Source organism: Streptomyces dengpaensis, assembly GCF_002946835.1.
Taxonomy (GTDB): Bacteria; Actinomycetota; Actinomycetes; order Streptomycetales; family Streptomycetaceae; genus Streptomyces; species Streptomyces dengpaensis.
The window spans coordinates 7,611,666-7,625,650 of record NZ_CP026652.1 but is presented as its reverse complement, the minus strand read 5'-3'; the positions used below and the strand labels follow the sequence as shown (position 1 = coordinate 7,625,650).

Genomic DNA, 13,985 nt, shown 5'->3' with positions numbered 1-13,985 from the left:
TCAGCTTAGTGATCCCCAGTGTTGCTCAGGGATGTGAGCCGATCGCCTTCGTGCCCTGGTGCTGAACGGCTGGCGCCGTCGGCCCTCGTGGCACGTCCCTCCGGACGCTGGTCGGTGAGGTCTCGCGACCTCACCAAGGAGGGTGCCCGACGTCGCCTGGGCGCCGGGCGTGCGCGTTGCGCTCTGCCACAGATTCACTACGGATCACTAATTCGACTGGGGAGCCTGGAGGTCGACCAGTCCGGCCAGCGTCTCGCGGTGTGCGCCCGCCGTGCCGTACGCGATCGAGTCCGCCTTGGCCCGCTTCAGGTACAGATGCACGGGGTGCTCCCACGTCATGCCGATACCGGCGTGCAGTTGCAGCGCCTCCTCGGCGGCGTGGACCGCGACGGGTGCCGCGTACGCCTGGGCCACCGCGACCGCCACATCGGTGTCGTCGCCGCCCTTGGCGAGCGCGTCGGCGGCATTGCGGGCCGCGGCACGCGTGTGGACGACCTCCAGCCACAGCTGGGCCAGCCGGTGCTTGAGCGCCTGGAAGCCGCCGACGGGCCGGTTGAACTGCTTGCGCTCCTTCAGGTAGCGCACCGTCTCGGTCAACGACCATTCGGCGAGGCCGAGTTGCTCGGAGGCGAGCAGTCCGGCACCGGCGCTCAGAGCGCGGCGTACGGCCGCCGCGCCGTCGGAGGTCACCCGACGCGCGCGGGCCCCTTCGAAGGTGACCTTCGCGACCGGCCGGGTCAGGTCCAGGGAGACCTGCGGGGAGATGGTGACGGCGTCCGCGTCGACCGCGTACAGCGCGCCGTCCTCCGCCGGAACCAGCAGCACATCGGCGGCCGCCGCGTCCGCGATACCGGTCAACTCCCCGTGCAGCGCGCCGTCTTCATGCCGTACGGCCTTGTAGGCGCCGCCCGGCCCGGCGTTCAGCGCGACGGCAAGCGCGCCGACTGTCCGCCCGGAGGCCAGCGCGGCCAGCAATTCCGCGGCCGCGTCGCCCTCGCAGGCCAGCAGCGCCTCCGTGGCGACGACGGCACTCGTGAGATACGGCACGGGAGCGACCGCGCGCCCCAATTCCTCCAGGACCACGGCGGCTTCGCGGTGCGTGGCGCCCTGGCCGCCCTGCGCCTCGGGCACCAGGAGCCCCGCGAGGCCCATGCCCTCCGTGAGCGCCTTCCACAGCTCGGGGTCGTGCGGCGTGCCGGACTCCGTGCGCGCGATCACGCTCGCCGCATCACAGTGATCGGTGAGCAGGTCCCGGACGGCGGCGCGCAGCGCCTTCTCCTCCTCCGAGTACAGAAGATCGGTCATCGGGCCAGGTCCTTCCACGCGACGTCCTTGTCGGTCCGCGGCTCGGACGGCAGTCCCAGGACGCGTTCGGCGACGATGTTCAGCAGGACCTCGCTGGTCCCGCCCTCGATGCTGTTGCCCTTCGAGCGGAGGTAGCGGTAGCCGGCGTCCCGGCCGGTGAAGTCGACCAGTTCCGGTCGGCGCATCGTCCAGTCGTCGTACAACAGGCCCTCCTCACCGAGGAGTTCGACTTCCAGGCCGCTGATCTCCTGGTTGAGGCGCGCGAAGGCGAGCTTCATGCCGGAGCCCTCCGGGCCGGGCTGGCCCGCGACGAGCTGCTGGCGCAGCCGCTCACCGGTGAGACGCGCGACCTCGGCCTCGATCCACAGCTTCAGCAGCCGCTGGTGCAGGTCGTGGGTGCGCAGCTCGGGGCGCTCGCGCCAGGTCCGGGAGACCGGGCCGATCATGCCGCCCTCGCGCGGGATGCGCATGCCGCCGATGGAGACCCGCTCGTTCATGAGCGTGGTCTGCGCGACCTTCCAGCCCTCGCCGATCTCGCCGAGCCGACGTGAGTCCGGGATACGGACGCCGGTGAGGAAGACCTCGTTGAACTCGGCCTCGCCGGTGATCTGGCGCAGCGGCCGCACCTCGACGCCGGGGTCGGTCATGTCGCAGATGAAGTACGTGATCCCGCGGTGCTTGGGCACGTCCGCGTCGGTGCGGGCGATGAGGATCGCCCAGCGGGCCAGGTGGGCGCTGGACGTCCACACCTTCTGCCCGTCGACCACCCACTCGTCCCCGTCACGGACGGCGCGTGTGCCGAGCGCGGCCAGGTCCGACCCGGCACCCGGCTCGCTGAACAGCTGGCACCACACCTCCTCGCCGGTCCACAGGGGCCTGAGGAAGCGCCGCTTCTGCTCCTCCGTGCCGAAGCCGAGGATCGTCGGCGCGGCCATCCCGAGGCCGATGCCGATGCGCCGCGGGTCGTTGTCGGGGGCGCCCGCGGCCTCCAACTCGGCGTCCACGACGGCCTGGAGGGTGCGCGGGGCGCCCAGTCCGCCGAGGCCTTCCGGGTAGTGCACCCAGGCGAGACCGGCGTCGAAGCGGGCCTTGAGGAAGTCCAGCCGGCCGGTTTCCAGGGGCGGATGTGCCGCCAGCAACTCCTGGGTGCGGCTGCGCAGTTCTGCGGCGACGGTCATGCGGCGGCTCCGTTCTCCAGAGAGGGCACCACGGCGACCCGGCCGGTGGTGACGCCGTCGGCGACCCGTTGCACGGCCGCGGCGGCACCGCCGAGCGGCACCCGCTCGCTGACCAGCGGCTTGATCGCGCCCCGCGCGGCCAGTTCGGTGAGCTGCTCGTGGCAGTGCTGGACGAGCTTCGGGTTCTTGGTGTTGTACAGGCCCCAGTGCAGGCCGAGGATCGAGTAGTTCTTCACGAGGGCGTGGTTCAGCGCGGGGCTGGGGACCGACCCGCTCGCGAAGCCCACGACGACGATCCGGCCCTCGAAGGCGACGACCTTCGCGGACTGGGCGTACGCGTCGCCGCCGACCGGGTCGTAGATCACGTCGGCGCCCCGGCCGCCGGTCGCCTCCTTCACGGCGGCGATGACGTCCTGCGTACGCCGGTCGATGACAACGTCGCAGCCCAGCTCCCGCGCCACGGCCGCCTTGTCGGCCCCGCCCACAACGCCGATGACCGTCGCGCCCGCGGCCTTTCCGAGCTGCACGGCCGCGCTGCCGACCCCTCCAGCGGCAGCGTGGACGAGCAGCGTCTCGCCGACTTCCAGTCCGGCGCGCCGGTGCAGGCCGAACCACCCCGTCTGGTAGCCGATGTGGAGGGCGGCCGCTTCGGCGTCGTCCAGGGCAGCGGGCGCGGGCAGCAGGGCGGCGGCGTCCGCGACGGCGTACTCGGCGAAACCGCCGTACGGCAGCGCGGGGTTGGCGAGCACACGGCGCCCGTCCTCGGTCTCGCCGCAGATCTCCACGCCGGGCGTGAACGGCAGCGGGGGCCTGACCTGGTACTGCCCTCGGCACATCAGCGCGTCCGGGAAGTTGATGTTCGCCGCGCGCACCCGGAGCAGCACCTGGCCCTCACCGGGCTGCGGACGCTCCACTTCCTGGAGCTGCATCACCTCACTCGGCTCGCCGAGCTGGTGCACTTGCCATGCCTGCATGCGGGGCCTCCACGGGACTGCGCTGTCTGACGGCCGCGACTCCGGTCGGGCGCGACTCTAGCCGGGCTCGACCGCATACTAAGCGGTCGCTTGCCCTTCAGGGAACAGTCGTGTGTGTCCTTCAGGGAACAGTCGCGTGTGTCACAAACGCTGGGGCAAGGCGTCACGAACGCTTGGGTCGCGCCCGTACGTGCATCCGCTCCCCCTGCGGCCCGAACAGGCTCAGGAACTCCACCGGCCCCTCCCCCGTCGAGCCGAACCAGTGCGGCACCCGCGTGTCGAACTCGGCGGCCTCGCCCGCCGTCAGCACGACATCGTGCTCGCCCAGGACGAGCCGCAGCCGCCCGGAGAGCACGTACAGCCACTCGTAGCCCTCATGCGTCCGCGGTTCCGGATCGAGCTTGCGCCGCGGTTCGAGCACCTTGAAGGCCTGGAGTCCGCCGGGCTGGCGGGTGAGCGGCCAGTGCGTGCGGCCGTTGTGCACGATCGGCTTGGCGGAGGGCACGCGTGGGTCACCGACCGGCGGAGCGCCCACCAGCTCGTCCAGCGGCACCTGGTGGGCACGGGCGATCGGCAGCAGCAGTTCCAGGCTGGGCTTGCGCAGTCCGGACTCCAGGCGCGACAGCGTGCTCACCGAGATGCCGGTCGCTTCGGACAGCCCGGCGAGGGTCACCTCACGCTCCTTCCGGATCCGCCGCAGCCTCGGGCCCACGTCCGCCAGAACCTCATCAGTACTCATGCTCGTATTGCAGAATCGGCAAAGACGTTTGTCAATTCGGCTGGGCTCGGCGACCTTCTCGGTGGAGGTGGTCACCATGACCGAGACATACGAAGTCGTCGTCATCGGCGGCGGCGCGGCCGGACTGTCCGCCGCGCTCGTCCTGGGCCGGGCCCGGCGCCGCACACTGGTCGTCGACTCGGGCGAACCGCGCAACGCACCCGCCGCGCACATGCAGGGCTATCTGTCGCGGGACGGCATACCGCCCGCCGAGTTCCTCGCCCTCGGGCGCGAGGAGATCGCGCGGTACGGCGTCGAGCTGGTCCGGGACCGGGCGGTGGACGCGGTCCGGGACGCGGGCGGGGAGTTCGACGTGACGCTGGCGGGAGGCCGGACCGTGCACGCCCGGCAGCTCGTCGTCGCCACCGGCCTCAAGGACGAACTGCCGGCGGTTCCCGGCGTTGCGGAGCGGTTCGGGCGCGACGTGATCCACTGCCCGTACTGCCACGGCTGGGAGGTGCGTGACCGGGCCTTCGGCGTGCTCGCCACGACCCCGATGAGCGTGCACCAGGCGTTGATGGTCTCTCAGTGGTCCCAGGACGTGACCCTTTTCCTGCACACCGTGGCCGAGGAGGAACTGTCGGACGACGATCTGCGCCGCCTCGCGGCGGCCGGGGTCGCCGTGGTGGCGGGTGAGGTCGCGGGGCTGGTGATCGACGACGACCTGCTCACCGGGGTACGGCTCGCGGACGGCACGACGCACGCCCGCGAGGTGCTGTTCGTCGCGCCGCGCGCCGTCCCGCAGACCGGGCTGCTCCAGCGGCTGGGCGCCGAGCTGCGCGACACGCCGTTCGGCACGTATGCCGTGGTCGACGAGCGGGGTCTGACGACCGTGCCGGGCCTGTGGGCGGCGGGGAACGCGAGCGGTTTCGCGGAGCAGGTGGTGAACGCGGCGAGCCGGGGTTACCGCGCCGGGGCGGCGATCAACGGGGAGCTGCTCTTCGCGGACCTCGACGCGGCGATCCGGGTATAGGCCGATCCCGGTGCGGGAGGCCGGGAGCGCGTCAGCGTGCGGCTCGTCGCGGCCGTGCGGGTGTAGACCGCACGCCTCCGTTGCACCATGGCTCCATGCTGCTGACCCGGCTGGCACGAGTGTCCCGGGAGGTCGCCGCCACCTCGGCGCGGTCCCGGAAGATCGCTCTGCTCGCGGAGCTGTTCCGGGACGCCGACGCGGACGACGTGCCGATCGTCATCCCGTATCTGGCGGGCCGCCTTCCGCAGGGGCGGCTCGGCATCGGCTGGAAGATCCTCAGCAGGCCCGTCCCTCCGGCGTCGGAGCCTTCGCTCACGGTGCGGGAGGTGGACGCAAGGCTGACGGAGCTCGGCGCGGTCACCGGCACCGGCTCCCAGGCCGAACGGGCGCGCCTGATGGGCGAACTGATGGCGGCGGCCACCGAGGACGAACAGCGCTTCCTGTTCGGGCTGATCAGCGGCGAGGTACGGCAGGGCGCTCTGGACGCGGTCGCCGTCGAGGGGCTCGCCGAGGCGACCGGCGCGCCCGGCGCGGACGTACGCCGGGCGGTGATGCTGGCCGGTTCGCTGCAGACGGTGGCGCAGGCCCTGCTGTCGCACGGCCCGGAGGCGCTCGACGGTTTCCGGCTCACCGTCGGCCGCCCGGTGCTGCCGATGCTGGCGCACACGGCTTCTTCCGTGTCCGAAGCGGTGGAGAAGCTGGGCGCGTGTGCCGTCGAGGAGAAGCTCGACGGCATCCGCGTCCAGCTCCACCGCGACGGCGACGACGTACGGATCTACACCCGCACCCTCGACGACATCACCGACCGCCTGCCCGAACTCACCTCCATGGCGAGGGAGTTGGCGCACACCCGGTTCATCCTGGACGGCGAGGTGATCGCGCTGGACGAGAACGGGCGGCCGCGCTCCTTCCAGGAGACGGCCGGGCGCGTGGGCTCGCGCGTGGACGTGGCGACGGCGGCGAAGACCGTGCCCGTCTCCCCCGTCTTCTTCGACGCGCTGTCCGTCGACGGGCAGGATCTGCTGGATCTGCCGTTCACCGAGCGGCACGCGGAGCTGGCGCGGCTGGTGCCCGAGCCGATGCGGGTGCGGCGCACGCTCGTCGACGGCCCCGCGGACCTGCCCGCGGCGGAGCGGTTCCTCGCCGACACCTTGGACCGCGGCCACGAAGGCGTCGTGGTCAAGGCCCTCGACGCCCCCTACAGCGCGGGCCGGCGCGGTGCCTCCTGGCTCAAGGTCAAGCCCGTGCACACCCTCGACCTGGTGGTCCTGGCGGCCGAGTGGGGCCATGGGCGGCGCACCGGCAAGCTGTCCAACCTGCACCTCGGCGCGCGCAACCCGGACGGGTCCTTCGCGATGCTCGGCAAGACGTTCAAGGGCATGACCGACGCGATGCTGGCCTGGCAGACCGAGCGGCTCCAGGAGCTGGCTGTCGAGGACAACGGCTATGTGGTGACCGTACGCCCGGAACTCGTCGTCGAGATCGCGTACGACGGTCTGCAGAAGTCCACCCGCTACCCGGCCGGCGTCACCCTCCGCTTCGCCCGTGTCGTGCGCTACCGCGAGGACAAGCCCCCGGCCGAGGCGGACACGGTCGGGACGCTGCTTGCCGCGCACCCGGAGGTGGCCCGGTGAGAGGGAAGCGCAGCGCGGGACTGCTGTTGTTCCGGCACACCGACAACGGCCTGGAGGTATTGCTCGGCCATATGGGCGGTCCGTTCTTCGCGCGGCGCGCGGCCGGGGCCTGGACCGTGCCCAAGGGCGAGTACGAGCCCGACGAGAACGCCTGGGACGCGGCGCGCCGGGAGTTCCAGGAGGAGCTGGGGCTGCCGCCGCCCGAGGGGATGGCCATCGCGCTGGGCGAGGTCACGCAGACGAACGGCAAGGTCGTCACGGTCTGGGCGGTCGAGGCGGACCTCGACCCGGCGGCCGTGGTCCCCGGCGTCTTCGCGATGGAGTGGCCGCCCAAGTCGGGGCAGCAACAGGAGTTCCCCGAGCTGGACCGCGTGGAGTGGTGCGACCTGGACCGGGCCCGGGCGCTGATCGTGAAGGCGCAGGCGGAGTTCCTCGACCGGCTGGTGGAGCACATGGACTGACCGGCTCGCGGAGCACATGGACCGAGGTGCGCCCCTCACGTTGCGGTGTCACCCCCCGCGCGGGAGGGTCGAAGCATAGCCCGTCATCAGGAGGTCGGCCATGCCCATCGCGACGGTGAACCCGGCGAACGGCGAGACGCTCAAGACGTACGACGCCCTGAGCCCCGAGGAGATCGAGCGCAGGCTCGCGGCCGCCGAGGCCGCGTTCCGCACCCATCGCACCACGTCCTTCGCGGAGCGGGCGCGGCTGCTCCACCAGGCCGCCGACCTGCTCGACGCGGAGCAGCAGGACATCGCCCAGGTGATGACCATGGAGATGGGCAAGCCGGTCAAGCAGGCGCGCGCGGAGGCCGCGAAGTGCGCGAAGGCGATGCGCTGGTACGCCGACCACGCCCAGGGGCTCCTCGCCGACGAGGAACCGGCCGAGTCCGACGTGAAGGACTCCGGCGCCTCCCGCGTCTTCGTGCGCTACCGGCCGCTCGGGCCGGTCCTCGCCGTCATGCCCTGGAACTTCCCGCTCTGGCAGGTGATCCGGTTCGCCGCGCCCGCGCTGATGGCGGGCAACGTGGGCCTGCTCAAGCACGCCTCGAACGTGCCGCAGACCGCCCTCTATCTGGAGGACCTGTTCCGCCGGGCGGGCTTCCCCGAGGGCTGTTTCCAGACGCTGCTGATCGGCTCCGGCGCCGTCGAGGGCATCCTGCGCGATCCGCGCGTCAAGGCGGCCACGCTCACGGGGAGTGAACCCGCGGGCCGGGCCGTCGCCTCGGTCGCCGGGGACGAGGTCAAGAAGACGGTCATGGAGCTCGGCGGCAGCGACCCGTTCGTGGTCATGCCGTCGGCGGACATCGACCGGGCCGCGAAGGTCGCCGTGACGGCGCGCGTGCAGAACAACGGGCAGTCGTGCATCGCCGCCAAGCGGTTCATCGTGCACACCGATGTGTTCGACGCCTTCGCCGAGCGGTTCACGGCGGGCATGAACGCCCTGAAGGTCGGCGACCCGCTGGACGAGGACACGGACGTCGGGCCGCTCTCCACCGAACAGGGACGCAGCGATCTGGAGGAGCTGGTCGACGACGCGGTGGAGAGCGGCGCGACCGTGCTGTGTGGCGGTGAACGGCCGGACGGTTTCACGGAGAGCGGCTGGTACTACGCGCCGACCGTCCTCGCCGACATCACCCCGGAGATGCGCATCCACCAGGAGGAGGCCTTCGGGCCCGTCGCCACGCTCTACCGCGCGGCCGACCTGGACGAGGCGGTGGCCCTCGCCAACGATTCCCCGTTCGGGCTGAGTTCGAACGTCTGGACGCGCGATGGGACCGACGTGGACCGGTTCGTCCGTGATCTGGAGGCGGGCGGCGTGTACGTCAACGGGATGACGGCGTCCCATCCGGCGTTCCCGTTCGGCGGGGAGAAGCGGTCCGGCTACGGGCGTGAGCTGTCCGGGCACGGAATCCGCGAGTTCTGCAACATCACCACCGTATGGCACGGAGCGTGAACGTTCCGCGACTACGATCCCCCCTGTGAACCGCGAAGTGACTCTGCCTCTGATCGTCGACGACCGCGGCACGTTGCAGGTGGCGGCCGCCGACGTCAGCAAGCTGCTGCGCACGGTGGGCGGCCGGTGGCTGCATCTGGTGGAGGCCGGCGAGGAGGGGCTCGACGAGGACACGGTCGCGGCGCTCACGATCGAACTCGCCAAGCTCGCCGACCGCATCGACGTGGCGTGCATCGCGCACAGCAGCGGGACGACGGCCGGCTGACGACGACGGCCGGCTCACACCGCGCACGACCGGAACGCCGTGTCAGGTGCTCTCCGAAGACCGCTGGCCGAGCTCCCGCAACGCGTGCCAGAACCGCGCCTCGCTGGCGGCGCAGGGCGCCGGCGATCGTCGCGCAATAGCCGCCCCAGGTCGCGAAGTTGGCGCTGAGCGCGAGCACCGCGTCGACCGGTGAACCGTTGAGGGCGAGCCAGGAGACGTACGCGGGATAGGTCTGGCAGTCCGCGAGCGGCTCGTACGCGGCTTGCCGCGGCTCGTCGGCCCCGGCCGCGGCGGCGAACGCGGCGAGCCGTTCCTGGGCCAGGGCCTCCCCCTCCGCGAGCAGGCCGAAGAAGGCGGCGCTCTCCGGCTCGGCGGCCGGCATCTCGGTGCCGGCGGCCGACCGCTCGGCCAGATGACGGAACGCGCGGCGGTCCGCGGCGATCACCGCGCGCTGTTCGAGGGCCAGGGCGGCGAGGGTGGAGCGCCGCGCCGCGCCCCCTGGGCCAGGTTCCCACGCCTGACCATGGGTCACCGATATGGCGTAATCCGACGAGATTTAACGACGCTGCCGGGTGATCGTGGGTTTACCACCCTTCGCATCGTGGGTGAACCACCCTTCCGCCGGGGGGCGACCGGCCCCCCGGATGGCGAAAGAAGGCGCGTTCCATGGCTACTTTGTGCAGGCCCTCGGTCTCGGTTCCGGAACATGTGATCACGATGGAGGAGACGCTGGAGCTGGCGCGTTCCCGGCACCCGGACCACCCCCAACTCCCCCTGGCACTGCGGCTGATCGAGAACACCGGTGTCCGAACCCGGCACATCGTGCAGCCCATCGAGGAGACGCTGAAACACCCGGGCTTCGAGGAACGCAACAAGGTCTACGAGAGCGAGGCCAAGTCCCGTGTCCCCGCCGTCGTGCAGCGGGCGCTGGACGACGCCGAGCTCCTCACCACCGACATCGACGTGATCATCTACGTGTCGTGCACCGGGTTCATGATGCCCTCGCTCACGGCCTGGCTGATCAACTCGATGGGCTTCGGCAGCGACACCCGGCAGATACCGATAGCCCAGCTGGGCTGTGCCGCCGGAGGCGCCGCGATCAACCGGGCGCACGACTTCTGCACGGCCTATCCCGACGCCAACGCGCTCATCGTGGCCTGCGAGTTCTGCTCGCTCTGCTACCAGCCGACCGACCTCGGTGTCGGATCGCTGCTGTCCAACGGGCTCTTCGGCGACGGCATCGCCGCCGCGGTCGTCCGCGGCAAGGGCGGCACCGGCGTCAGGCTGGAGCGCAACGGCTCGTACCTGATCCCCAAGACCGAGGAGTGGATCATGTACGACGTCCGGGCCACCGGCTTCCACTTCCTGCTGGACAAGCGGGTGCCCGGCACGATGGAACCGCTCGCCCCGGCCCTGCACTCCCTGGCGCGGCAGCACGGCTGGAACGCCTCCGACCTGGACTTCTACATCATCCACGCGGGCGGTCCCAGGATCCTCGACGACCTGAGCAAGTTCCTCGAAGTCCCGCCGGAGGCCTTCCGGTTCAGCCGGTCCACGCTCACCGAGTACGGCAACATCGCCAGTGCCGTCGTCCTGGACGCGCTGCGCCGGCTGTTCGAGGAGGGCGGCGCCGAGCACACGGCCCGCGGACTGCTCGCGGGCTTCGGCCCCGGCATCACCGCGGAGATGGCCCTGGGCTGCTGGCAGGACTCGGGTGACAGGACGGCGTGAGCGACATGGTGGAAGACACGTCCGCCGGGACGGCGTCAGCGACACGGGCGAAGTCATGACCGACGGAACGGCGTGAGCGACATGACCGAAGACACGATCACCGAGGCACTGCCACCCGTCCGCAACTGGCCCGCCGTCGACCTGGCCGGCGTGGTCTTCGACCCGGTCCTCACCGAGCTGATGCGGGAGGGCCCGGTCACCCGGATCCGACTCCACAACGGCGAGGGCTGGGCGTGGCTGGTGACGCGCTACGACGATATCCGCAGGGTGACCAACGACCCCCGGTTCAGCCGCGAGGCGGTCATGCGGCGTGAGGTCACCCGGCTCGCCCCGCACTTCATCCCGGACCGGGGCGCGGTGGGCTTCCTGGATCCGCCCGACCACGCCCGGCTGCGCCGCACGGTCGCCGGCGCCTTCACGGCGCGAGGCGTGGAGCGCGTGCGCGAGAGGTCCCGGCGGATGCTCGACGAGCTGGTCGACGAGCTCATCCAGGACGGGCCGCCCGCCGACCTGACCGCGACGGTCCTGAGCCCGTTCCCCATCGCGGTCATCTGCGAGCTGATGGGCGTCCCGGCGACCGACCGGCAGGGCATGCACACCTGGACCCAGCTGATCCTGTCCTCCTCGCACGGCGCCGAGGTCAGCGAGAAGGCCAAGGGCGAGATGAGCGCGTACTTCGCGAAGCTCATCGGCGAGCGGCGCGACGCCGCCGGCGAAGATGTCACCTCGCTCCTCGGCGCCGCCGTGGGCCGAGGCGAGGTCACGCCGGAGGAGGCCGTCGGGCTCGCCGTGCTCCTCCAGATCGGCGGTGAGGCGGTCACCAACAACAGCGGCCAGCTTTTCTACATCCTGCTGACCCGCCCGGACCTGGTCGAGCAGCTGCGCGCCGAGCCGGAGATCCGCCCCCGCGCCATCGACGAGCTGCTGCGCTACATCCCGCACCGCAACGCGGTCGGGCTGTCGCGGATCGCGGTGGAGGACGTGGAGATCAGCGGCGTACGGATCCGGGCGGGCGACGCGGTCTACGTGTCGTACCTGGCCGCGAACCGCGATCCGGACGTCTTCCCGGACCCCGAGACGATCGACTTCTCGCGCAGCCCGAACCCGCATGTGGCGTTCGGCTTCGGCCCGCACTACTGCCCGGGCGGCATGCTGGCCAGGCTGGAGTCCGAGCTCATGGTCGACGCCCTGCTCGACCGGATGCCGGGGCTGCGGCTCGCCGTACGGCCCGAGCAAGTCCCCTTCAGAAGGGGTGCGTTGATCCGTGGCCCCGAAACCCTCCCCGTGACGTGGTGATCGGCCCATGACAGCAAACGAAGGGCTCCTCGTACCACCGGGCCATGGCCGCGTGGTACAGACACCCGCCCAGCACGTGACGTTCAAGGTGACCGGCACGCACTCGCGCATGGCGTCCACCTTCGAGGTGAAGGTCCCGCCCGGCTTCGACGTCGGTGCCCATGTGCACACGCGCAGTGAGGAGTTGTTCTACGTACTCGAAGGCGAGCTGGACGTGCTCGCCTTCGAGCCGCGCATCCGGACACCCGACAACTGGCAGAAGTGGGAGTCGAGTTCGGGCAACCGGGTGGTCCGGGCGAGCCCGGGCACGGTCATCGTCGTACCGCCGGGGTGCCCGCACGCGTTCGCGAACCCGACGGAGGCTCCCGCGAAGATGTTCTTCCAGGCGTCTCCGCCGCCGGATCACGAGCGGTATTTCGAGGAGCTGCTGGAGATTCTCGGCAACGGGGGTCCGCCGGATCACGCCGCGATCGAGGAGCTGCGGAGCCGGTACGACATCGAGCAGCTGACGCCGCTCAGACACCGTTAGGCCCTGTCGTCGAACCCCGCCCCGCGACGACAGGATCTAGCGGATGGGCATGCCGGACAACGTACGGGCGATGACCAGTCGCTGGATCTCGCTCGTCCCCTCGAAGATCGTGTAGATCGCGCTGTCGCGGTGCATCCGCTCCACCGGGTACTCCCTGGTGTAGCCGTTGCCGCCCAGGATCTGGATCGCCTGGGCCGTGACCTTCTTCGCCGTCTCACTGGCGAAGAGCTTGGACATGGAGCCCTCGGCCGCCGTGAACGGCTTGCCGTTGACCGCCATCCAGGACGCCCGCCACACGAGCAGACGCGCGGCGTCGATGGACGTCCGCATGTCCGCGAGCTGGAAAGCCACCCCCTGGTTGTCGATGATCGGCCGCCCGAACTGCTCACGCGTCGTGGCGTAATCGAGGGCGACCTCGTACGCGGCCCGCGCGGTGCCCACCGCCATGGCACCGACGGCCGGCCGCGATGCCTCGAACGTCGCCATCGCCGCGTTCTTCACCCTCCCCCAGCCTTCGGCCGGGGGGACCCCCATCTCACTTCGTTCGCGGGCGCGGGCGAGGCGCTCGTCGAGCTTCTCCTTGCCGCCGAGGAGGCAAGAGCCAGGGACACGGACGTTCTCCAGGACGACCTCGGCGGTGTGCGAGGCGCGGATGCCGTGCTTCTTGAACTTCTGCCCCTGGGACAGGCCCGGCGTGTTCGGCGGGACGATGAAGGAGGCGTGGCCCTTGGAACCGAGCTCCGCGTCGACGACCGCGACGACGACGTGGACGCCCGCGATGCCGCCGTTGGTGGCCCAGGTCTTGGTGCCGTTGAGGACCCACTCGTCCTTGGCCTCGTCGTACACGGCACGGGTGCGCATGGAGGCGACGTCGGAGCCGGCGTCGGGCTCGGAGGAGCAGAAGGCGGCGACCTTGACATCGTTGGCATCGCCGTACATCTGGGGGATCCAGGTGCCGATCTGCTCCTCGGTGCCATTGGCGAGGACGCCCACGGCGGCGAGGCCGGTGCCGACGATGGAGAGGGCGATGCCCGCGTCGCCCCAGAACAGCTCCTCCATGGCCATCGGTATGCCGAGGCCGGTGGGGTCGAAGTACTGCTGGGCGTAGAAGTCCAGGGAGTAGATGCCGACCTTCGCGGCCTCCTGGATGACCGGCCAGGGAGTCTCTTCGCGCTCGTCCCATTCGGCGGCCGCAGGGCGGATGACGTCGGCGGCGAAGCCGTGCAGCCAGTCCCGGACCTCCTTCTGTTCGTCGTTGAGCTCCATGGTGAACTCGGCCATGTCCCCTCCAGCGCTGAACTAAAATGTTACTTGCGGTAACAGGAGTCTGTTACTGACCAGTAGGAAAAGTCAACTCCCGAGCGCG

The 13,985-nt window shown here is 70.9% G+C and carries 13 protein-coding genes and 1 pseudogene; 8 read left to right on the top strand and 6 right to left on the bottom strand.

The features are described 5' to 3' along the window. Nucleotides 1-207: 207 nt before the first annotated feature. The 4 genes from C4B68_RS35545 to C4B68_RS35530 form a co-directional block, all read right to left on the bottom strand. Nucleotides 208-1,305, bottom strand: a complete 1,098-nt coding sequence (locus C4B68_RS35545) for an acyl-CoA dehydrogenase family protein (protein WP_099505735.1) — start codon at nt 1,303-1,305, stop codon at nt 208-210. Continuing rightward, nucleotides 1,302-2,483 carry an acyl-CoA dehydrogenase family protein gene (locus C4B68_RS35540; RefSeq protein WP_099505736.1) on the bottom strand — a complete coding sequence of 394 codons (1,182 nt, stop codon included), beginning with the start codon at nt 2,481-2,483 and terminating at the stop codon, nt 1,302-1,304. The genes C4B68_RS35545 and C4B68_RS35540 overlap by 4 nt, the downstream gene beginning before the upstream one ends. After that, entirely contained in the window at nt 2,480-3,457 is a 978-nt protein-coding gene (locus tag C4B68_RS35535; RefSeq protein WP_099505737.1) for an NADPH:quinone oxidoreductase family protein, read from the bottom strand. Before C4B68_RS35535 ends, C4B68_RS35540 begins: the two co-directional genes overlap by 4 nt. 163 nt (nt 3,458-3,620) lie before the next feature. Next, on the bottom strand, nt 3,621-4,196 hold the full coding sequence (locus C4B68_RS35530; RefSeq protein WP_099505738.1) for a helix-turn-helix domain-containing protein: 576 nt from the start codon (nt 4,194-4,196) through the stop codon (nt 3,621-3,623). A gap of 76 nt (nt 4,197-4,272) precedes the next feature. Between C4B68_RS35530 and C4B68_RS35525 the strand changes: the two genes are divergently transcribed. The 5 genes from C4B68_RS35525 (at nt 4,273) to C4B68_RS35505 (ending at nt 9,063) form a co-directional block, all read left to right on the top strand. Then, nucleotides 4,273-5,208 carry an NAD(P)/FAD-dependent oxidoreductase gene (locus C4B68_RS35525; RefSeq protein ID WP_099505781.1) on the top strand — a complete coding sequence of 312 codons (936 nt, stop codon included), beginning with the start codon at nt 4,273-4,275 and terminating at the stop codon, nt 5,206-5,208. 95 nt (nt 5,209-5,303) lie between these two features. Then, a complete protein-coding gene (locus tag C4B68_RS35520) occupies nt 5,304-6,842 on the top strand; it encodes an ATP-dependent DNA ligase (protein ID WP_099505739.1) in 1,539 nt (512 codons plus the stop codon). Next, nucleotides 6,839-7,303 carry an NUDIX hydrolase gene (locus C4B68_RS35515; protein WP_099505740.1) on the top strand — a complete coding sequence of 155 codons (465 nt, stop codon included), beginning with the start codon at nt 6,839-6,841 and terminating at the stop codon, nt 7,301-7,303. Before C4B68_RS35520 ends, C4B68_RS35515 begins: the two co-directional genes overlap by 4 nt. A 100-nt stretch (nt 7,304-7,403) precedes the next feature. Further along, the gene (locus C4B68_RS35510) at nt 7,404-8,798 is read left to right on the top strand and encodes an NADP-dependent succinic semialdehyde dehydrogenase (protein ID WP_099505741.1); all 1,395 of its coding nucleotides are present in this window, start codon (nt 7,404-7,406) and stop codon (nt 8,796-8,798) included. Between the two features lie 25 nt (nt 8,799-8,823). After that, nucleotides 8,824-9,063 carry a DUF6213 family protein gene (locus C4B68_RS35505; protein WP_099505742.1) on the top strand — a complete coding sequence of 80 codons (240 nt, stop codon included), beginning with the start codon at nt 8,824-8,826 and terminating at the stop codon, nt 9,061-9,063. Here C4B68_RS35505 and C4B68_RS43710 read toward each other — a convergent pair. Continuing rightward, on the bottom strand, nt 8,984-9,595 hold the full coding sequence (locus tag C4B68_RS43710) for a hypothetical protein (RefSeq protein WP_240634573.1): 612 nt from the start codon (nt 9,593-9,595) through the stop codon (nt 8,984-8,986). The genes C4B68_RS35505 and C4B68_RS43710 overlap by 80 nt on opposite strands. A 131-nt stretch (nt 9,596-9,726) precedes the next feature. Between C4B68_RS43710 and C4B68_RS35495 the strand changes: the two are divergent. The 3 genes and pseudogenes from C4B68_RS35495 to C4B68_RS35485 form a co-directional block, all read left to right on the top strand. Next, nucleotides 9,727-10,794 (top strand): annotated as a pseudogene (locus C4B68_RS35495) (type III polyketide synthase); the annotation flags it as partial. Between the two features lie 81 nt (nt 10,795-10,875). Further along, nucleotides 10,876-12,090, top strand: coding sequence for a cytochrome P450 (locus tag C4B68_RS35490; RefSeq protein WP_099505782.1), 1,215 nt, complete (start codon nt 10,876-10,878; stop codon nt 12,088-12,090). Between the two features lie 7 nt (nt 12,091-12,097). Beyond that, nucleotides 12,098-12,619, top strand: a complete 522-nt coding sequence (locus tag C4B68_RS35485; protein WP_099505744.1) for a cupin domain-containing protein — start codon at nt 12,098-12,100, stop codon at nt 12,617-12,619. 36 nt (nt 12,620-12,655) lie between these two features. Here C4B68_RS35485 and C4B68_RS35480 read toward each other — a convergent pair whose 3' ends face one another. Continuing rightward, the gene (locus tag C4B68_RS35480) at nt 12,656-13,900 is read right to left on the bottom strand and encodes an acyl-CoA dehydrogenase family protein (protein WP_099505745.1); all 1,245 of its coding nucleotides are present in this window, start codon (nt 13,898-13,900) and stop codon (nt 12,656-12,658) included. Between the last annotated feature and the right edge of the window lie 85 nt (nt 13,901-13,985).